The organism is Duganella sp. GW822-FHT06D06, from assembly GCF_058799615.1.
The window spans coordinates 252368-272569 of the sequence record NZ_JBXALQ010000008.1; the positions used below are offsets into that span (position 1 = coordinate 252368).

The window sequence follows — 20202 nt, forward strand, 5'->3', positions numbered from 1 at the left end:
AATTATTTAATCATAGGAAGATTGAGGCCGTTGCGCTTGGCGCAGGCGACCGCTGTCTCGTATCCCGCATCGGCGTGACGCATCACGCCCGAACCGCTGTCGTTGACCAGCACGCGCGCCAGGCGCTTGGCGGCGGCGTCGGTGCCGTCGGCCACGATCACCACGCCGGAGTGCTGCGAATAGCCCATGCCCACGCCGCCGCCGTGGTGCAGCGACACCCAGGTCGCGCCGCCGGCGGTGTTGAGCAGCGCGTTCAGCAGCGGCCAGTCGGAGACGGCGTCGGTGCCGTCCTTCATGCTTTCGGTTTCGCGGTTAGGGCTGGCGACGGAGCCGGTGTCCAGGTGGTCGCGGCCGATGACGATCGGCGCCTTCAGCTCGCCGTTGCGCACCATCTCGTTGAATGCCAGGCCGGCGATGTGACGCTCGCCCAGGCCCAGCCAGCAGATACGCGCCGGCAGGCCCTGGAAGGCGATGCGCTCGCGCGCCATGTCCAGCCAGCGGTGCACGTTGGCGTGGTGCGGGAACAGCTCCTTGATCTTGGCGTCGGTCTTGTAGATGTCTTCCGGGTCGCCGGACAGGGCCACCCAGCGGAACGGGCCGCGGCCTTCGCAGAACTGCGGGCGGATATAGGCCGGCACGAAGCCAGGGAAGTCGAAGGCGTTCTTGACGCCGTGGTCGAACGCGACCTGGCGGATGTTGTTGCCGTAGTCGACCACCTTGGCGCCCAGCGTCTGGAAGTCCAGCATCGCCTGCACGTGCACGGCGCAACCCTCGGTGGCGGCGGCCTTCAGTGCTTCATGACGAGCGACGTCGTGCTGCGCGGCCTTCCACTGCTCGACGGTCCAGCCCTGCGGCAGGTAGCCGTTGATCAGGTCATGCGCGGAGGTCTGGTCGGTGACGATGTCGGGCACGACGCCGCCGGCCTTGGCGCGGCGCACCAGTTCCGGCAGCACGTCGGCCGCGTTGCCCAGCAGGCCGATGGAGATGGCGTCGCCATTGGCCTTGTGCAGTTTGATCATCTCCAGCGCCTCGTCGATGCTGGCGGCCTGCTTGTCGAGGTAGCGGGTGCGCAGGCGGAAATCGATGCTGCTCTGCTGGCACTCGATGGTCAGCGACACAGCGCCGGCCATGGTCGCGGCCAGCGGCTGCGCGCCGCCCATGCCGCCCAGGCCCGCGGTCAGCACCCAGCGGCCTTTGAGGTCGCCGCCGAAATGCTGGCGGCCCGCTTCGGCGAAGGTCTCGAAGGTGCCCTGCACGATGCCCTGGGTGCCGATGTAGATCCATGAACCGGCGGTCATCTGGCCGTACATGAACAGGCCTTTGCGGTCCAGTTCATTGAAGTGTTCCCAGTTGGCCCACTTCGGCACCAGGTTGGAGTTCGCGATCAGCACGCGCGGCGCGTCTTCGTGGGTCTGGAACACGCCGACCGGCTTGCCGGACTGGATCAGCAGGGTTTGATTGTCTTCCAGCTCGCGCAGCGAGGCCAGGATCTGGTCGTAGCATTCCCAGTTGCGGGCCGCGCGGCCGATGCCGCCGTAGACCACCAGGTGTTTCGGGTTTTCCGCCACTTCCTTGTCCAGATTATTCTGGATCATGCGGTAGGCCGCCTCGGCGCCCCAGTTTTTACAGGTACGCTCCGGTCCGCGGGGGGCGCGGATTTCGCGGCTGGCGTCAAAACGTGGATCGCTGTCTAAATGGGTCGTCATGGTGGCTCCTGCTCCTGAGTGAGTGGGACCGGCCAAGCGCGCAACAACGCACGCACGGCCAGCGCATCCTCAAAGGATAAGTTGTATATACAACCAAGTCAATCAGTTTTTAAGCGCTTCGCAGGGAACAAACAATTCCTGAGCTTGTCAAATATGTCATCAGTGCTTGATATCTTGCCAGCATACGCCGGCGCATGCTCACCGGGAGCTTCGATATGGTTGCCTTGCCGATCAACCTACAGAATCTGTTGCGCCATCGCACAGTGGAAAGCGAACGCATTGAGTACAAGGCGGCATGGAACCCGGATGCAATTATCCGCACCCTCTGCGCCTTCGCCAACGACTTCGAAAATCTCGGCGGCGGCTACATCATCATCGGCCAGGACTGCGATGCCGAAGGCCGGCCGATAACACCGCCTCTCGGATTGGTCGAGAGTCAGATCGACAAAATCCAGCGGGAATTGCTGGCCGCATGCCAGCAGATACGCCCGCCCTATTTCCCCAGTCTGAGCATCTGCGACGTCGATGATCGCAAGCTGATCTCGTATCAAGAGCGGGAGCCGATAGAAGTGCGCATCATGCGCGATGAAATACTGGTACTAAGCTATCCGGGCCCGGACCGGTCGATAAAACTAGCGGACTGGATCGCTGGACATGCAACCTGCCACCGCTATCGGAACCGGCGCATCTGAGAATTTCTGAAGGAACTTGGCCTGACCGAGGGGCGCTCCACCGGCGTCCCCAAAATCCTGAAGGCGATGGCAGCGAATGGTTCGCCACCGCCGCAGTTTGACACCGACGACGATCGCAGCGGGTGTTTGGTCAGGCTGCCGGTTCACCCACTGGCGCAATGGCCCGTCGATCAGTCCACCCCGGAAGTTACCCCCCAAGTTACCCCCCAAGTTACCCCCCAAGTTACCCCCGAAGTTCGAAGCATCCTCGACTTGCTGGTGGCAGAATCGACGCGCCTGCAACTTCAGGAGGCGCTAGGGCTGAAGGACAGCAAACACTTCCGTAAGACATACCTGCAACCAGCAATCGCGGCAGGCTTGGTGGTGATGACTCAACCCGACGCACCTCGCAGCAGAAGCCAGCGATATCGACTGACCCCGGAGGGCCAGCAATGGCTTAAGCAACACGCCGACGGCTAATCCGGCCGCTTGTCTTTCTTGTACACCCGCTTGCCGCCCATCCAGGTCTGCAGCACCTGCGTCTTGCCGATCTGCTCGGCCGGCACTTTGAACAGATCGCGGTCGATCAGGATGAAATCGGCCCACTTGCCCGGCTCCAGCGTGCCGATGACGTTTTCCTGGTGCGCCGCGTAGGCCGCGTCCAGCGTGAAGCAGCGGAACGCTTCGGTCAGCGTCATCGCCTGGTTCTTGTACCAGCCGCCCGCCGGCACGCCGGCGTTGTTCTGCCGCGTCACCGCCGCATGCAAGCCCTCGAACGGATTCGGCGACTCCACCGGGAAGTCCGACCCGCAGGCGATCCGCGAGCCCTGGTCGAGGAAGCTGCGCCACGCATAGGCGCCCTTGATGCGCTCATGCCCCACGCGCTGCTCTGCCATGTTCTGGTCCGAGGTCGCATGGGTCGGCTGCATCGACGGGATGATGCCCAGCGCCTTGAAGCGCGGGATGTCCTCCAGCGCCACCACCTGCGCATGCTCGACGCGGTGGCGCAGCTCGACGTTGTTATATTTCGGGATCAGCTGCGCATAAGCGTCGAGGATCTGGCGGTTGCCGGCGTCGCCGATGGCGTGCACGTTGACCTGGTAGCCGGCCTTCATGGCCTTGTTCATCTTGGCCAGCATCTCGGCGGTCGGATAGAACAGCAGGCCCCGGGTCGACGGCATGTCGCTGTACGGCGCCAGCAGGGCCGCGCCGCGGCTGCCCAGCGCGCCGTCCGAGTACAGCTTGACGGCGGCCAGCGCGTACACGTCGTTGCCATAGGATTTGAGCGGGCCTTCCTTGGACAGTTCGTCGAAATCGGCCGTGGTGTCGCCGATCATCGCGTACACGCGGGTGGTCAGCTTGCCGTGGTCGGCGTAGTCGCGATACAGGTCGTCCTGCACCACCTTGACGCCGGCGTCGTGCACGCTGGTCAGGCCGGCCTTGGCCAAGGCGAGCAGCGCGTTGTCCAGCATGCCGCGCGCCTCGTTGGGCGTGGGCAGCGGCACCACCTTGTCGACCAGCTCCATCGCCGCATCCACCAGCACGCCGCTAGGCTTGCCGGCGGCGTCGCGCTCGATCTTGCCGCCCTTCGGGTCCGGCGTATCCTTGGTGACGCCGGCCATTTCCAGCGCCTTGGTGTTGACCCAGGTGGCGTGGCCGTCGACCCGATGCAGCAGCACCGGACGGTCGCCCACCGCTGCATCGAGCTCGGCGGCGGTCGGGAAGCGGCCCAGCTTCCACACTTCCTGGTTCCAGCCGAAGCCGATCACCCAGGCGTTCTTCGGGTGCGCGCGGCTGAACTCCGCCACCGCCCGCACCGCCCCGCCCAGCGAGGTGGCGCTGAACAGCTCCACGCCGGAGGCGATTTCGCCCAGTTCGAACACGTGGCCATGGGCGTCGATCAAGCCTGGCAGCAGGGTCTTGCCCTGGGCGTCGATGTGCTCCGCCTTCGGCAGCCGGATCGCCGTTTCGCGCTCGCTGCCCACCGCGACAATGCGGCCCAGGTCATCGAAAGCCAGCGAACTGAATCGCTGCAAAGCGCCGGCCGCATTCAGCGTGTAGCCGTTGGCGTGGTCGATGATGGTGTCGGCCTGCGCCAGCGGCAGCACGGTGGACAGGGCAAGGCTGACGGCGGCGGCCAGCGGGACGGGCGAAAACTGGGATGTGCGCATCGAAACTCTCCATTCAGAAGCAAGAACAGAGTGTAGCGCACAACCCGCCGAACGCAACGTCTAGAAGAGCCCCTGCAGCGACACCGACAACAGGCGCGAGTCGCCGAAGAACGGATAGCTGTAGTGCGACTTGTCCTTGCTGACGTCGTACTGCACCTTGAGCGCGGTGTTCTTGCGGAAATCCCAGCGCAGCGACAGGTACTGCGTGTTGCGCGCCTCGATAGGCTCGTTGACGGTGGTGTAGCGCGAGAAGGTGTACATCGGCGTCCACGCCTCGTACTGGTAGCCGACGGCGATCAGCGCATACTTGTAGACGTTGTTGAGCCCCTTGCCGGCGTCGACCTGCTCGTAGCGATCCAGCTCGGACTTGACCAGCCAGTTCTTGTAGTCGACGTTGGCCGACAACCCGGCGATGCGGGTGCTCTGGCCGTCGACGAAGAACACTTTGCCCGCCGGGCTGTCTTGCCAGGTGGTGTCCTTGTAGTGCATCAGCATGGCGCGCACGTCGAACACGCCGTTGTTGGCCGACACATAGCCGCCCACCATGCTCTTCCACGATTCATGGGTCGGCGTGGCGTAGTAGATCTGCGTGTCGTAGGTGTCGTTGTGCTGGGTGTAGCCGCCGGCCCACAGGTGGAAGGTGGCGGCCCAGTCGGATTGCCCCAGCTGCGTGCGATAGCTGGCGTTGGCGCCCTGGTAGGCGTAGATCGGCCAGCCGTAGACGTCCGGCGCCGGCCGCACCCACGGGTAGGCATAGCCGATGTACAGGTAATCGCTGTAGTAGTACAGCGGAATGCGGAACTGGCCGGCCTGGAAGGTCCAGGCGGAATCGGCGGACGGCTGCCAGGTCAGGTAGGCCCAGTCCAGCGTCGGCTTCAGGCCGTGGCCGGGATTGTGCGCGCGCACCAGCACCTGCGCCGTGGCCGACAAGGTCGGCGAGAACTCCTTTTTCAGCTGGAAGCCGACCGACGACTCCTGGTTGAACTGCCAGCCCTCGCTGCGTTCGTAGACGGCCGCGTATTCCCAGTTCTGCACCGTGCAGGGGCATTTCCATTGCATGTAGTCCCACGGCGCGCCGCTGCCCTGGGCTTTGCCGCTCAGCACGCGCGCGCCGGTCAGGTTGTAGAAGCCGGTCAGCTTGAGGGTGCCGTCGGCGGTCAGGTCGGTGGCGCCGGCCAGGCCGGTCAGCGCGGCCAGTGCCATCGCTATCAGTGTTTTTTTCATCGAGCAGACTCCAGTAAAGGGAAGGACACGCCAGTTCAAGGAACGATCGCCACGACCTTGACCGTGTCGTCCACCGCCGATTTTTCGATGTAGCCGATGGCGTTGACGTTCTCGGCCACGGCTTTCTTGACTTCGGCACTGCTCTTGTATTCCTTGGGGGGCTTGCCCTTGGCGGTGAAGACGATCTTGGACCAGATGGCTTCGACCTGGGCCGGTGACTTCTCCAGCACTTTTTTACAGAATTCGGCGCGCAGCGGCGAGTTTTCCGGCTGCTCCACCGGCGTGAACTGCACCGAGCCGCCAAGGAAGAACTGCGCCGCCTGGGACGGGAACATGCGGGTGGCCGGGTTTTGCGGATTGACGATGATGACCAGTTCGGCCTGCGCCGACAACGACGCGCCGCCCAACAGCGCTGCCGCCAGCAGCAGCGCCAGGCGCCGCCGGGGAATGAGCAAATGCAGATCCATATCACCTCTCTGAAAGTACACGAGGAAACTATTTCAGTGTGAATTCATTCTAGTCCGTAGAATTTTTGCATTACAGTAATTTTTGACGGGTAAAGGTTTTTCTAAGCCGTAAGTGTTTCGATTGAACAACGCGGTAGCTTGCGTTCGCGGCCGGGCAAGCCGGTTACAATGCAGTCTTTGCCGCCCGATAAGCACCTCTCGTGTCCAGCCGACTACTCTATTTACGCCTGCTCAAGCAGTTCTATCCCTACGCCTGGATCGGCGTCGTCACCCTGTTCGCCGTCGGCCTGGCCGCCGCCACCGACGTCCTGCTGATCCAGCAACTGCAAAATGTCGTCGATGCGTTGGCTCCAAGCCACAATCTGGCCGCCGTCCGTCCTCCGGCGGGCCTGTTGGCCGAAGTGCAGGGCTGGTTGAAGCATTTGCTGCCGCGCGATCCGGTCAACGCGGCGCTGTGGTCGATCCCGGCGGTGATCTTCGGGCTGGCCGTGATGCGCATGTTTTCCAGCTTCGCCGGCGAATACGGCGCCGCGTGGCTGAGCAGCCGGGTCCAGGCCAATCTGCGCGAGCTGATGTTCGCCCGCATCATGCGCCTGCCGAACGGCTATTTCGATCTGTCCTCCACCGGCACCACGCTGTCGCGCGTGGCCTTCGACGCCGCCCAGGTGGCGCAGGCCGGCCTCACCGTGGTCAACGTGGCGGTGCGCGATTCGGTCGCCACCATCGGCTACCTGGCCACGCTGTTCATCGTCGACTGGCAACTGGCCCTGTTCTGCCTTGGCCTGCTGCCGCTGGTGGCGATCATCGTCACCTTCGCCGGGCGCCGCATGCGCCACCTGAGCAAGAGCGCGCAGGCGGCCATGGGCTACCTGACCAATGTGCTCGACGAAAGCATCAGCGGCCAGCGCGTGGTGAAGATCTTCGGCGGCCAGAAGTACGAGCAGGCCCGCTTCGACGGCGTGGTCAAGCTCAATCGCCAGCTGGCCGTCAAGCACGCGGCGACGTCGGCGCTCAACTCCGGCATCATCATGCTGCTGATCGGCACCACGCTGTCGTCGGTGATCTACTTCGCGCTGTTGCGCGCCCAGGCCGGCGCGCTGACGCCGGGCGCCTTCGTGGCCTTCATGTCGTCGCTGATGGCGATGCAGTCGCCGATCAAGAACCTGACCAAGATTAACGAGCCGATGCAGCGCGGCCTGGCCGCCGCCGAATCCGTGTTCGGCCTGATCGACACCGAGGCCGAAGCCGACACCGGCACCAAAAAGGTGGAGCGCGCCGTCGGCCGCCTGGCGCTGGAGGAAGTCAGCTTCCACTACGGCGCCGACGCCGACGCCAAGCCGGCGCTGGACCGCGTATCGCTCGACATCGCCGCCGGCGAGACGGTGGCCCTGGTGGGCAGCTCGGGCAGCGGCAAGACCACGCTGGCCGGCCTGCTGCCGCGCTTCTATGAAGTCAGTGAAGGCAGCATCAAGCTCGATGGCGTCGACCTGCGCGACTACACCATGGCTTCCCTGCGCCAGCAGATCGCGCTGGTCAGCCAGGACGTGGTGCTGTTCAACGACACGCTGGCGGCCAATATCGCGTATGGCGATCCCGAGCCGTCGATGCAGCGCATCGAGGCGGCGGCCCGCGCCGCCCATGCGCATGAATTCATCGAACGCCAGCCCAACGGCTACCAAACCTCGGTCGGCGAGAACGGCCTGCGGCTGTCGGGCGGCCAGCGTCAGCGTCTGGCGATCGCACGCGCGCTGTACAAGAACGCGCCCATCCTGATCCTGGACGAAGCCACCAGCGCGCTGGATACGGAATCGGAACGCCTGGTGCAGGCGGCGCTGGAAGTGCTGATGCAGGGCCGCACCACGGTGGTCATCGCGCACCGCCTGTCAACCATCGAAAACGCCGACCGCATCGTGGTGCTGGACGGCGGCCGCATCGCCGAAGTGGGCACCCACGAGGCGCTGCTGGCGCGGCAGGGCATCTACGCCCGCCTGTATCAAACACAGAAGAGCGTTCAGGTCGCGTCGTGAAAGATCAGTCCCAGCGTGTGTCTCGCAGTTGGAGCTGACGATGCGGCCCGGATCCGGCTCACGCCATGCCGCATGGCGACCCGGTAGACCCCGCGCGCGCCCTGCGCCGGCCGGTGGTTGACCGGGAAGATCACCATGTCGCCGCGCTTCAGCGGCACCACCTCCACCCGCGACTGCATGCGCGGGCGCTGCTCGGTCAGCACGAACTCCCCTCCTTCGAAGTCTTTGCCCGGTTGGCTCAGCAAGATCGCCGCCTGCAGCGGGAACACGTGCTCACCGTACAGGTCCTGGTGCAGGCAGTTGTAGTCGCCGGCGCCGTATTGCAGCATCAGCGGCGTCGGATGCTGCTGGCCGGCGGCGTGGCAGCGCGCCAGGAAGTCGGCATGGTCGGGCGGGAAGCGCGCTTCCATGTCCATCAGCTCATGCCAGCGGTTGGCGATGTCGGCCAGCGGGCCATACAGCGATTGCCGCAGCGCCGAGATCATCGACGGCAGCGGATAGCGGAAGTACTGGTACTCGCCGCTGCCAAAGCCATGCTGCGCCATCACCACCCGGCTGCGGAACAGCGAGGCTTGGCGGTACTGCGCCGCCGTGGCGACGCATTCGTCGGCGCCCAGCATGCCGGGGACGATGGCGTAGCCGTGCGCGTTCAGCTCGTCGGCGATGGCCTGCCAGTCCAGCCCCGCCACGTGCACCGCGATGCCGGCCGCCGCGCCGACCGCCTTGCGGGCGTTGGCCAGCGCCTGCGCGTTGGCGGCGGCTAGTGCGGCCGCGTCGGCGTCGCTGCCCGCCGGGTCGGCGATGCCTGCAGCCTGCGCCGGCGGCGCCACGCTCACCGGCAGCGTCTTGCGCGGCTTGCGCTCGGCCGCGCCGCCGCCGAAATCGAACTCGCCGTTCGTCATTTGCCCGCCTCCCGGTCCAGCAGCGCGGCCTTGCGGTCCACGCCCCAGCGGTAGCCGGAGATCGAACCATCGTTGCGCACCACGCGGTGGCACGGTATCGCCACCGCCAGTGCGTTCGCCGCGCAGGCCCCGGCCACCGCCCGCGCGCCCTTGGGCGAGCCGACCAGCAGCGCCAGTTCCGCATAGCTGACCGTGCGCCCGGCCGGAATCTCGCGCAGCACCTGCCACACGCGCTGCTGGAAGGCGGTGCCGCGCACGTCGAGCGGCAGGTCGAGGCCGATCTCCGGCCGCTCCACCATGCCGACCACGCGCGACACCACCTGTTCATATTCCGGCTCGGCGCCGATCAGCTCCGCCTTCGGGAAGCGGTCCTGCAGATCGCGCACCAGCACATCGGGATCGTCGTCGATCAAAATCGCACAGATGCCCTGCTCCGTGCTGGCCACCAGGATCGCGCCCAGCGAGCAGGCGCCGATGGCGAAGCGGATCTGCGCGCCGCGTCCGCCGGCGCGGAAGGCGGTCGGCGTCATGCCCAGCACCGACGGCGACTGCGCATAGAACCGTCCGCTGGAATTGTAGCCGGCCGCGTACATCGCGTCCGTCACCGTGGCCTGCTGCGCCAGCCCGTCCTGCATGCGGCGCGCCCGCTGCGCATTGGCGTAGGCCTTGGGCGTGATCCCCGTCACCGCCTTGAACATGCGGTGAAAATGGAAGCGGCTCACGCCGACCGCGGTCGCCAGGCGGTCCAGGTCCGGGGCGGTCCCGGCGTCGGCGGCGGCCGCGTCGATCAGGCGGCAGGCCTGCGCCACGATGGCGGCCTGGCGCTCGGCCAGCGGCGGCTGGTCCGGTTTGCAGCGCAGGCAGGGACGGAAGCCGGCCTGCTCGGCCGCCTCGCGGCTGTCGTGGAAGGCCACGTTCTTGCGCAACGCCGGCTTCGACCCGCACGACGGCCGGCAATACACGCCGGTGCTGCGCACCGAGTACCAGAACGCGCCGTCGGCGCCGGCGTCGCGCTGCCGCACGGCGTCCCAGCGCAGCTCCTCGCCCTGGTAGGCGGTCCGCGTCACTTCTTTATTTGCTGTCTTGCCCATCTCAGACTCCATGATCGGATAAGGAATGCAGCCATCCTATCCAGCGCCGCGCCGCGACGCACTCCGGCTCTTGCTTTTGAATTGTAGATTGTACGTCGGGCCGGCACGCGATGCTAAAATGTCCTCCTGCCGCCAGCCAGGCGCGCCCTCGGAGAAACCGTTTGGACGAACAAGCCCTGCAAGACACCACCCCCATATTCCAACGCATCAAGGATTACCTGGTGGCGCAGATCGCCGCCGGCACCTGGAAGGAAGGCGACGTGATCCCGTCCGAGCAGGCGCTGGTCAAGCAGTTCGGCGTGTCGCGCATGACCGTCAACCGCGCCGTGCGCGAGCTGACCGCCGACCAGATCCTGACCCGCCGCCAGGGCTCCGGCACCTACGTCGCCCAGCAGAAGTACCAGGCCACGCTGCTGGAAATCAAATCCATCGCCGACGAGATCCGCGCCCGCGGCCACGCCCACCGCAGCAGCCTGCAACAGCTGGAGCGGGTCAAGGCCAGCGATTTGATGGCCAAGCAGTTCGAGCTGCCGGCCGGCCATCCGCTGTTCCATTCGGTGATCGTGCACTTCGAGAACGGCGTGCCGATCCAGGTCGAAGACCGCTGGGCCAATCCGCTGTGCGCGCCGGACTACATGGAGCAGGACTACGCCGCCATCACGCCCAACGAATACCTGATGAAGGCGGCCCCGCTGCAGGGCGCCAACTACAGCATCGAAGCGCTGGCCGCGCCGCGCGACATCGCCGAGATGCTGGCCATCGACACCAAGCAAGCCTGCCTGGTGCTCAAGCGCCAGACCCGTTCCAACGGCCAGATCGCCTCGATCGCCACCATGTGGCACCCCGGCCACCGCTACCAGTTCGCCGGCAGCTTCGCGCAGTAAAAGTCCGCTTACAACTTAGTCGACTACAGGCCAGCCGTCGATGCTATAGTTGCCCGGCCACAGCACAAATACCAGCAACGCCTTGCGGATTGAAAGGGAAGCTCTTGTTGCACCGCCGTCCCAGGTCCGGCCGGACCCTCTTCTGGCGCCGTCTGCCACGCAGCCTGACGGCGGTCGCGCTCGTGCTGGCGTGCAGCCTCGACGGCGCCCAGGCGGCGGAGAAGGTCAGCATCCAGCTCAAATGGATGCACCAGTTCCAGTTCGCCGGCTACTACGCCGCCCAAGACCAGGGCTACTACCGCGACGTCGGCCTCGACGTCACGCTGCTGGAAGCCCGTCCCGGCATCGATCCCATGCAGTCCGTGCTCGACGGCCGCGCCCAGTACGGCGTCGGCAACACCTCGCTGCTGGTGGCGCGCGGACGCGGCCAGCCGGTGGTGGTGCTGGCCTCGATCTTCCAGCACTCGGCCAGCGCGCTGCTGGTACGCCACAACGCCGACGGCAAGGCGCGGCCCTGGCCCGGCAGCCGCGTGATGCTGGCGCCGAACAACGAAGAACTGCTCATCTTCCTCAAGAAGCTGGGCGTGCGGCCCGACACCCTGGTGCCGGCCGTGCACAGCTTCAACACCGAAGACCTGCTCGAGGGCCGGATCGACGCCATGTCGATCTACCTCACCGAAGCGCCGTATCTGCTCGAACGCAACAACATCGGCTACGAAATCCTGTCGGCGCGCTCGCTGGGCGACGACTTCTACGGCGACATGCTGTACACCACCGAGAGCGAACTGCGCGAGCACCCGCTGCGCGCCCAGGCGCTGCGCGACGCCACGCTGCGCGGCTGGCGCTACGCGATGGCGCATCCGGGCGAGATCGCCGACCTGATACGGGCCCGCTATCCCGAGCGCCACAGCCGCGAGCACCTGATGTACGAGGCCCAGCACACCGCGCCGCTGCTGGAACAGGGCTTGATCGAACTCGGCTACAGCAACCCCGAACGCTGGCGCGCCATCGCCCGCGCCTACATCGAGCAGGGCATGCTGCCGGCCGACTTCAAGCTGGACGGCTTCCTGTACCAGCCGCAGGCCAGCGACCGCCTGCTGCGCTACGCCGGCGCGCTGGCGGCGGCGCTGCTGCTGCTGTTGACGGCGGCCGGCCTGTGGCGCCTGCGGCGGCAGGCGGCCGCGCTGCGGACGGCGCGCGCGGAACTGGGCGACGCCGAGCGCCTCGCCAGCTTCGCGCTGGAGAGCACCGGCGAAGGCATGTGGGAGTGGCGGCTCGACACCGGCGCGCTGAGCTTGTCGCCGCGCTACGGCGCGCTGCTGGGCTACGGCGCCGGCGAATTCACGCCGACGCTGGAACAGTGGCTGGCCCACGTGCACCCGGACGACCAGGCGCGCGTCGAGCGCAGCATCCAGGACTGCCAGGCCAGCGGCCCGGAGCTGAACACCCAGATCGTCAGCGAGCACCGCATGCGCACCAGGGACGGCGGCTGGATCTGGGTGCTGGCGCGCGGCATGATCGTCGAACGCGACGCCGCCGGCCGGCCGCTGCGCGCCACCGGCACCATGGCCGACATCAGCGAGCGCGCCGCCGCCGAAGAGGCGCGCATGTGCGCCGTGGTCGACGCCACGCCGGGCGCGATGCTGATCGCCGACAAGAGCGGCCGGGTGCGCTACGCCAATCCGGCCTGCGCCCGCAGCTTCGGCTACGAGGGCACGATGGCCGGGCGCTCGGTCGAGCAGCTGGCGCCGGAGGCCATGCGCAGCAACGGCCGCACGCGCGAGCTGTTCTCGCGCCCCAACCTGCCGGGCCGGGTGCTGAGCGCGATCCGCGCCGACGGCGGCAGCTTCCCGGCGATGGTGCACATCGCGCCGGTGATGCTGGCCGGGCAGGAGCTGGTGGTGATGGCGCTGCGCGACATGACCCAGCGCCAGCGCGCCGAGGAGGCGCTGCACGCCAGCTCCGAGCGCTACCGCCTGATCGTGCAGACCGCCGCCGAAGGCATCTGGATGACCGGCGCCGACGACCGCACCAGCTTCGTCAACCCGACCATGGCGCGCATGCTGGACTACGACGTCGAGCAGATGCTGGGCCGCGCCATGACCGACTTCATGGACGACGACGGCCACGCGCTGCTCAAGCAGCACCTGCAGCGGCGCCTGGCCGGCGAGGCCTGCCAGGGCGACGTCTGCTTCCGCCGGCGCGACGCCAGCGTGGTGTGGTGCCTGCTGTCGACCACCGTCATCAACTCCGACGCCGGCCACTACGCCGGCACCCTGGCGATGCTGACCGACATCACCGAACGGCGCCTGGCCGACAGCGCGCTGCGCAGCTCCGGCCAGCGGCTGGCGTCGATCTTCAACGCCGTCACCAACGGCCTGGTGATGATAGCCGGCGACGGCGTTGTCTTGGAAAGCAACGCCGCCGCCGCCCACATGCTGGCCCATGCGCTGGCGGTCGACGGCGGCCGCCTGTGGCGCGGCGTGCGCGAGGACGGCTCGCCGTTCGATGTCGCCAGCCATCCGGTGCAGCAGGCCATCGTCACCGGCGTCTCGGTGCGCGACGTGGTGATGGGCGTGCGCCAGGCCAGCGGCGAGGTGCACTGGCTGTCGGTCAACGCCGAGCCGATACCCGACGAGCGCGGCGTGGTGCCGCTGGTGGTGGCCAGCCTGACCGACATCACCGACCGCAAGCGCGGCGAAGACCAGTTGCGCGAACTGAACGAGCACCTGGAGGAACGGGTGGCGATCCGCACCGATGAGCTGAACCAGGCCCGCATGCTGGCCGAGGAAGCCAGCCAGACCAAGGGCCAGTTCCTGGCCAATATGAGCCACGAGATCCGCACGCCGATGAACGGCGTGATCGGCATGGCCTACCTGGCGCTGAAGACCGACCTCGATCCGCGCCAGCGCGACTACCTGGAAAAAATCCGCTTCGCCGGCGAGCACCTGCTGGGCATCATCGACGACATCCTCGACATCTCCAAGATCGAGGCCGGCAAGCTGGAGATCGAGCAGGTCGACTTCGCGCTCGACCATGTGATCCAGACCTTGACCACGGTGGTGGCGCCGAAGGCGGCCAGCCGCGACCTGGAGCTGGTGTTCGACCTCGACCCGACGCTGCCCAAGGTGCTGCGCGGCGATCCGCTGCGGCTCGGCCAGGTGCTGATCAACTACGCCAACAACGCCATCAAGTTCAGCGAAAAGGGCCGGATCGAGGTGCGGGTGCGCCAGGTGGTGGGCGACGCCCACGGCTGCCTGCTGCGCTTCGAAGTGAGCGACTGCGGCATCGGCCTGTCGGAAGCCGAGATCGACAAGCTGTTCCAGTCGTTCCAGCAGGCCGACACCTCGACCACGCGCGAATACGGCGGCACCGGCCTCGGCCTGTCGATCTGCAAGCAACTGGCGCAGCTGATGGGCGGCGACGTCGGCGTGCGCAGCCGGCCGGGCCTGGGCAGCACCTTCTGGTTCACCGCGCGGCTGGGCATTTCCAGCGCGACGGTGCCGGCGCTGATCGACCGCGTCAAGGACGCCGCCGCCGAGCTGCTGGCCTCCTCGCGCAGCGCGGCGGTGATGGCGGCGCTGAAGAACGCCCGCATCCTGCTGGTCGAGGACAACACCTTCAACCAGCAGATCGCGCTGGAGATGCTGGAGGAGGTCGGCTCCTCGGTGTGCCTGGCCGCCAACGGCATGGAGGCGCTGGAGCTGCTGCGCCAGACCGTGTTCGACTGCGTGCTGATGGACGTGCAGATGCCGCTGATGGACGGGCTGGAAACCACGCGCCGCATCCGCGCCGACCCCGCCCTGGCCGACCTGCGGGTGCTGGCCATGACCGCCACCGCCACCAACGAGGACCGGGTGCGCTGCATCGAGGCCGGCATGGACGACTTCATCTCCAAGCCGATCCAGCCGGCGCTGATGTACCAGACCATCGCCAACTGGCTGCCCGAACGCAGCGACGACGACGCGCGCGCGGCGCCGGCCGTGGCCGCGCGCCCGGTGTTCAAGACCACGCTGGGCGGCGACCCGGCGGTGATCGACCTGTCGATCCTGGCCAAGCTGCTGGGCTATCATCCGCACAAGGTGCGCAAGTTCGCCTTCAAGTTCCTGCAAAACACCCAGGAAGGCCTGGGCCAGATCGAGCGCGCGCTGCAACGGGGCGACCTGGCGCGGGTGCGCGAGCTGGGCCACCGCCTGAAGTCGCCGGCGCGCACCGTCGGCGCGCTGGGCATGGGCGAGCTGATGCTGGAGATCGAGCAGTTGCCGGCCGACGCCCCGCCCGAACAGGGCGCGCAGCGGGCGCAAGCCATCCTCGCGCAGCTGTGGCCGCTGCTGGAACAGATCACCGAACAAATCATGACCAACACCACTTTCGCCGACGATAACTAGGACCAGACATCATGCGGGTACTGCTGCTGGACGACGACAAATTCATGCTGGACGTGCTGGCCGACATGATCGCCGGCCTGGGGCCGCACCAGGTGCTGCGCGAGACCGACGGCCGCCGCGCGCTGGTGGAACTGCGCCTGCGCCCGCCGGAGTTGCTGATTTGCGACTTGAGCATGCCGGTGATGGACGGCATCGACTTCCTGCGTCTTGCGGCGGCGCAGCAATACCGCGGCTGCGTGGTGCTGCTGTCGGGGGTGGACGGCGCCGTGCTGAAAACCGCGGCCCGCCTGGCCGAGGCGCAGGGACTGGCGATCCTGGACGCCTGCGCCAAGCCGCTGGCGAGCGACACGCTGGCCGCGCTGATGGCGCGCGCCGCCGGCCGTTGCCCTGCCCAGTCCGGCCCGCTGCTTGACAACAATGGCAAATAGTTTAGATGGTTTCTACAATCTGCCGCACATTTCTAAAAAATGGGTTATTATTTACGCCATCCCCGCCTGCCGACCTTGTTGCCATCCCTTCCAAGACATTGAATTCGCGCAATTGGCCACCATCTGCTGCCTGTAACCGGCAACGTTGAGGCACGCGAACAACATGGCATGTCGCAGGCGTTATTGACCCCACAGACCTCGAATGAGGAATATATGAGCGAAAACATCAAACACATCACCGACAGTTCTTTTGACGCCGACGTCCTGAAATCCGACCGCCCGGTGCTGGTCGACTTCTGGGCCGAGTGGTGCGGTCCCTGCAAGAGCATCGCCCCGATCCTGGAAGAAGTGGCCAAGGAATACGACGGCAAGATCCTGATCGCCAAGATGGACGTCGACGCCAACCAGGCGGTGCCTGCCAAGTTCGGCATCCGCGGCATCCCGACCCTGATCTTGTTCAAGAACGGCGTCGCCGCCGCGCAAAAGGTTGGCGCCATGGCGAAAGGCCAGCTGACCTCTTTCATCGACAGCAATATCTAAGTAAGATAGTATTACGCTGGACAAAAACGGTGCCGCGCCCGCGGCGCCGTTTCATAACAGAGACCACCACGCAGTTCCCTCCCCTACCTTTACTTTCCCGTCACGGGACACTCAACACATATGCATCTATCTGAATTAAAGGCCTTACACGTCTCGGCATTGCTGGAGATGGCCATCGGTCTTGATATCGATAACGCGGCGCGTCTGCGCAAACAGGAACTGATGTTTGCGATCCTGAAAAAGCGCGCCAAGACCGGCGAACAGATTTTCGGCGACGGCGCCCTGGAAGTGCTGCCGGACGGCTTCGGCTTCCTGCGCTCGCCCGACGCCAGCTATATGGCGTCCACCGACGACATCTACATTTCCCCGTCGCAGATCCGCCGCTTCAACCTGCACACCGGCGATTCGATCGAGGGCGAAGTGCGCACCCCGAAAGATGGCGAGCGCTACTTCGCGCTGGTCAAGGTAGACAAGGTCAACGGCGAATCGCCGGAAGCCTCGAAGCACCGCATATTGTTTGAGAACCTGACGCCGCTGCACCCGAACGAGCCGCTGCGCCTGGAGCGCGACATCAACGGCAGCGAGAACATCACCGGCCGCATCATCGACCTGATCGCGCCGATCGGCAAGGGCCAGCGCGGCCTGCTGGTGGCGTCGCCGAAGTCCGGCAAATCGGTGGTGCTGCAGCACATCGCGCATGCGATCACCGCCAACCATCCGGACTGCACGCTGATCGTGCTGCTGATCGACGAACGTCCGGAAGAAGTGACCGAGATGCAACGCTCGGTGCGCGGCGAAGTGGTCGCCTCGACCTTCGACGAACCGGCCACCCGCCACGTGCAGGTGGCCGAGATGGTGCTGGAAAAAGCCAAGCGCCTGGTCGAGATGAAGAAGGACGTGATCATCCTGCTGGACTCGATCACCCGCCTGGCGCGCGCCTACAACACCGTGATCCCTGCCTCCGGCAAGGTGCTGACCGGTGGTGTGGACGCCAACGCGCTGCAACGTCCGAAGCGCTTCTTCGGCGCCGCCCGCAACATCGAGGAAGGCGGCTCGCTGACCATCATCGCCACCGCGCTGATCGAAACCGGTTCGCGCATGGACGACGTGATCTACGAGGAATTCAAGGGTACCGGCAATATGGAGGTGCACCTGGAGCGCCGCCTGGCCGAGAAGCGCGTCTACCCGGCGATCAACCTGAACAAATCGGGTACCCGCCGCGAAGAACTGCTGATCAAGCCGGACCAGCTGCAGAAGATCTGGATCCTGCGCAAGCTGCTGTACTCGATGGACGAGATCGAAGCGATGGAGTTCATCCTCGACAAGATGAAGGCCACCAAGAACAACGGTGAGTTCTTCGACATGATGAGACGTGGTGGTTAATTAACCCCGTAGTAATCATGATAAACAGGCAACCTACGTGGTTGCCTGTTTGCGTTAACGCCGGTATAATCGCCGATCGCATCAACTTTAACTCTGGCAAGTGAGCGGCAATCGGGTCAAGAGGCTGGACCGACCGACGAAGTGCTGTTTGGCTACCTAACTAACCGAAGGCTTCAAAATGAAACCAGAAATCCATCCAGAATACCGCGAAGTTGTGTTCCACGATCTGTCGTGCGACTTCAAATTCGTTACCCGTTCGACCATCCAAACCCGCGAAAAGATCGAGCACAACGGTAAAGAATACCCGCTGGTCAAGATCGAGGTATCGGCTGAATCGCACCCGTTCTACACCGGCAAGCACAAAATCGTCGACACCGCTGGCCGCGTTGAGAAATTCCGCCAGAAATTCGGCGCAGTTGGCTCGAAGACCCAAGTCGCACAAGGCTGATTTTCGCCGCGATGAACAAAAAAGCAGCCTCTGGCTGCTTTTTTTGTTTGTCGGCCTCGCCGGCCGGCCGTTTTCCTTCATACTCCCGTTCACCTCTCACTTGCATACCGATCGATGAAGCCAGTCCGTCTTCCCGCCGCCGCTACCCTGGCACTGCCGCGCTGGGCGCTGTTCGCCCTGGGCCTGCTGTACATCCTGCCTGGCCTGATCGGCCGCGACCCGTGGAAGAACGACGACGCCGCCAGCTTCGGCATCATGTGGACCATGGCGCACGGCACTTGGCAGGACTGGCTGTGGCCCAACATCGCCGGCCTGTCGATGCCGGACGAAGGCCCGCTGGCGTTCTGGCTGGGCGCGCTCGGCATCAAGCTGTTCGGCTGGCTGATGGGCGACGTGCTGGCGGCCCGCGTCGGCACCGTCGGCGTCTTCCTGCTGGGCGTGCTGTCGCTGTGGTACGCCACCTTTAACCTGGGGCGCCGCCAGGATGCGCAGCCGCTGCGCCTGGCCTTCGGCGGCCAGCCCGAACCGAACGACTTCGGCCGCACCCTGGCCGACGCCGCCGTGCTGCTCTACCTCGGCTGCCTGGGCCTGCTGCTGCACAGCCACGAGTCCACCTCGGAGGCGCTGCAGGTGTCGCTGGTGGCGCTGCTGCTGTACCGCACCGTGCGCTACGTGGAAGGGCCGTCGCTGCGCAACGCCGCCCTCAGCGGCCTGGCGGTCGGCCTGCTGACCCTGACGCGCGGCTGGGTCACGCCGGTGTTCCTCATGCTGGCCCTGTTCGCCTGCACCCGCTTCCTCGACCAGCCCGCCATCCGCGCGATGCGCGACCTCGGCGCCACCATCGCCGTCGGCGGCGCCGTCGCCGCGCTGTGGCTGCTGCCGGCGCAACTGCTGCAACCCTACCACCAGTTGCCGCTGAACGCCTGGCTGGCCTGGAACCTCAAGCTGTTCGACCTGCCGAGCGCGCTGTCTCTCAAATTCTTCTTCCGCGTCGGCGTCTGGTTCTTCTGGCCGGCCTGGCCGTTCGCCGGCTGGGCGGTGTGGGCCTGGCGCCGCCAGCGCCGCGCGCTGCACATCGTGGTGCCGCTGGCCTTCGTCACCATGGGCGCGCTGCTGACGCTGTTCAACGGCCAGCCCGAGCAGGGACAACTGCTGGTGCTGCTGCCGCCGCTGTCCATCATGGCCGCCTTCGGCCTGCTGACCATGAAGCGCGGCGCCATCAACGCCATCGACTGGTTCTCGGTGATGGCGCTGACCTTGTGCGCGGGCGTGATCTGGCTGTTCTGGATCGCCAAGCTGACCGGCTGGCCGGCCAAGGCCGCCAAGAACGCGCTCAAGCTGGTGCCGGGCTTCCACCCCGAGCTGGGCTGGATCGCGCTGCTGGTGGCGCTGGCCGCCACCGCCGGCTGGTTCGCACTGGTGCACTGGCGCATCTCGCGCCAGCCGGCCGTGCTGTGGCGCGCCGTGGTGCTGTCGTCCGGCGGCCTGATCCTGATCTGGATCTTGCTGATGACCTTGTTCCTGCCCGACGTCAACTACAGCAAGAGCTACGCCAGCGTGGCGCACCAGATCGCCGAGAAGCTGCCGCCTGGCGCGCGCTGCATCGAGACCAATGTCGGTCCGGCCCAGCGCGCCTCGTTCGCCTACTACGCCCAGCTGCCGTTTGCCGGCGTCGAAGGCGACCACTGCGATCTGCTGCTGCTGCAAGACAGCATCAAGCTGCGCGACGAGCGCGAGATCCCGGCGCGCTACCGCGACCAGCAATGGCGCCTGCTGTGGGAAGGCCGGCGCCCGGCCGACCGCGACGAGCGTTTCCGCCTGTACCGCCGCGCCGACTAGGCGCATCGGCGGGCGCGCGCGTTGCCGCCCGCT

The 20202-nt window shown here is 66.0% G+C and carries 16 protein-coding genes; 10 read left to right on the forward strand and 6 right to left on the reverse strand.

Annotation, left to right across the window (positions count from 1 at the left end; translation table 11 throughout):
* Positions 1-2: 2 nt before the first annotated feature.
* Positions 3-1706, reverse strand: a complete 1704-nt coding sequence (gene hutU / locus AC1RMD_RS17250; RefSeq protein ID WP_492927913.1) for a urocanate hydratase — start codon at positions 1704-1706, stop codon at positions 3-5.
* A 215-nt stretch (positions 1707-1921) separates the two neighbouring features.
* On the opposite strand from hutU, the gene AC1RMD_RS17255 reads away from it, so the two are divergent.
* Together AC1RMD_RS17255 and AC1RMD_RS17260 are read left to right on the forward strand one after the other, a co-directional pair.
* Positions 1922-2398: an AlbA family DNA-binding domain-containing protein gene (locus AC1RMD_RS17255; RefSeq protein ID WP_492927914.1), complete on the forward strand. Its 477-nt coding sequence runs from the start codon at positions 1922-1924 to the stop codon at positions 2396-2398.
* A gap of 66 nt (positions 2399-2464) precedes the next feature.
* A complete protein-coding gene (locus tag AC1RMD_RS17260; RefSeq protein WP_492927915.1) occupies positions 2465-2857 on the forward strand; it encodes a Fic family protein in 393 nt (130 codons plus the stop codon).
* Here AC1RMD_RS17260 and AC1RMD_RS17265 read toward each other — a convergent pair.
* From AC1RMD_RS17265 to AC1RMD_RS17275, 3 genes are read right to left on the reverse strand one after another with little or no spacing between them, the layout of a single operon-like run.
* Positions 2854-4548 carry an amidohydrolase gene (locus AC1RMD_RS17265; protein WP_492927916.1) on the reverse strand — a complete coding sequence of 565 codons (1695 nt, stop codon included), beginning with the start codon at positions 4546-4548 and terminating at the stop codon, positions 2854-2856. The two genes, AC1RMD_RS17260 and AC1RMD_RS17265, sit on opposite strands and share 4 nt — an antisense overlap.
* A 60-nt stretch (positions 4549-4608) precedes the next feature.
* On the reverse strand, positions 4609-5772 hold the full coding sequence (locus AC1RMD_RS17270; RefSeq protein WP_492927917.1) for a hypothetical protein: 1164 nt from the start codon (positions 5770-5772) through the stop codon (positions 4609-4611).
* A 35-nt stretch (positions 5773-5807) separates the two neighbouring features.
* Positions 5808-6239 carry a type 2 periplasmic-binding domain-containing protein gene (locus tag AC1RMD_RS17275; protein ID WP_492927918.1) on the reverse strand — a complete coding sequence of 144 codons (432 nt, stop codon included), beginning with the start codon at positions 6237-6239 and terminating at the stop codon, positions 5808-5810.
* Positions 6240-6439: 200 nt separating this feature from the next.
* Here AC1RMD_RS17275 and msbA point away from each other — a divergent pair, with 200 nt between their 5' ends.
* The gene (gene msbA / locus AC1RMD_RS17280) at positions 6440-8266 is read left to right on the forward strand and encodes a lipid A export permease/ATP-binding protein MsbA (RefSeq protein WP_492927919.1); all 1827 of its coding nucleotides are present in this window, start codon (positions 6440-6442) and stop codon (positions 8264-8266) included.
* On the opposite strand, the gene AC1RMD_RS17285 is transcribed toward msbA, so the two are convergent.
* On the reverse strand, positions 8251-9168 hold the full coding sequence (locus AC1RMD_RS17285; RefSeq protein ID WP_492927920.1) for a 2OG-Fe(II) oxygenase: 918 nt from the start codon (positions 9166-9168) through the stop codon (positions 8251-8253). The two genes, msbA and AC1RMD_RS17285, sit on opposite strands and share 16 nt — an antisense overlap.
* Positions 9165-10271: a bifunctional DNA-binding transcriptional regulator/O6-methylguanine-DNA methyltransferase Ada gene (ada, locus tag AC1RMD_RS17290; protein ID WP_492927921.1), complete on the reverse strand. Its 1107-nt coding sequence runs from the start codon at positions 10269-10271 to the stop codon at positions 9165-9167. The genes AC1RMD_RS17285 and ada overlap by 4 nt, the downstream gene beginning before the upstream one ends.
* A 149-nt stretch (positions 10272-10420) precedes the next feature.
* Between ada and hutC the strand changes: the two genes are divergently transcribed.
* The 7 genes from hutC to AC1RMD_RS17325 all read left to right on the forward strand — a co-directional run bounded on the left by hutC (position 10421) and on the right by AC1RMD_RS17325 (position 20169).
* The gene (hutC, locus tag AC1RMD_RS17295) at positions 10421-11143 is read left to right on the forward strand and encodes a histidine utilization transcriptional repressor HutC (protein ID WP_492927922.1); all 723 of its coding nucleotides are present in this window, start codon (positions 10421-10423) and stop codon (positions 11141-11143) included.
* A 104-nt stretch (positions 11144-11247) separates the two neighbouring features.
* Positions 11248-15531 (forward strand): PAS domain S-box protein, encoded by a 4284-nt coding sequence (locus tag AC1RMD_RS17300; protein WP_492927923.1) that lies wholly within the window; start codon positions 11248-11250, stop codon positions 15529-15531.
* 11 nt (positions 15532-15542) lie between these two features.
* Positions 15543-15959, forward strand: coding sequence for a response regulator (locus AC1RMD_RS17305; protein WP_492927924.1), 417 nt, complete (start codon positions 15543-15545; stop codon positions 15957-15959).
* Positions 15960-16172: 213 nt separating this feature from the next.
* Entirely contained in the window at positions 16173-16499 is a 327-nt protein-coding gene (gene trxA / locus AC1RMD_RS17310) for a thioredoxin TrxA (RefSeq protein ID WP_020701014.1), read from the forward strand.
* Positions 16500-16619: 120 nt separating this feature from the next.
* The gene (gene rho, locus AC1RMD_RS17315; RefSeq protein ID WP_026334025.1) at positions 16620-17882 is read left to right on the forward strand and encodes a transcription termination factor Rho; all 1263 of its coding nucleotides are present in this window, start codon (positions 16620-16622) and stop codon (positions 17880-17882) included.
* A gap of 178 nt (positions 17883-18060) precedes the next feature.
* Entirely contained in the window at positions 18061-18330 is a 270-nt protein-coding gene (locus AC1RMD_RS17320; protein ID WP_020701012.1) for a type B 50S ribosomal protein L31, read from the forward strand.
* Between the two features lie 114 nt (positions 18331-18444).
* Positions 18445-20169 (forward strand): ArnT family glycosyltransferase, encoded by a 1725-nt coding sequence (locus AC1RMD_RS17325; RefSeq protein ID WP_492927925.1) that lies wholly within the window; start codon positions 18445-18447, stop codon positions 20167-20169.
* The last annotated feature ends 33 nt before the right edge of the window (positions 20170-20202 follow it).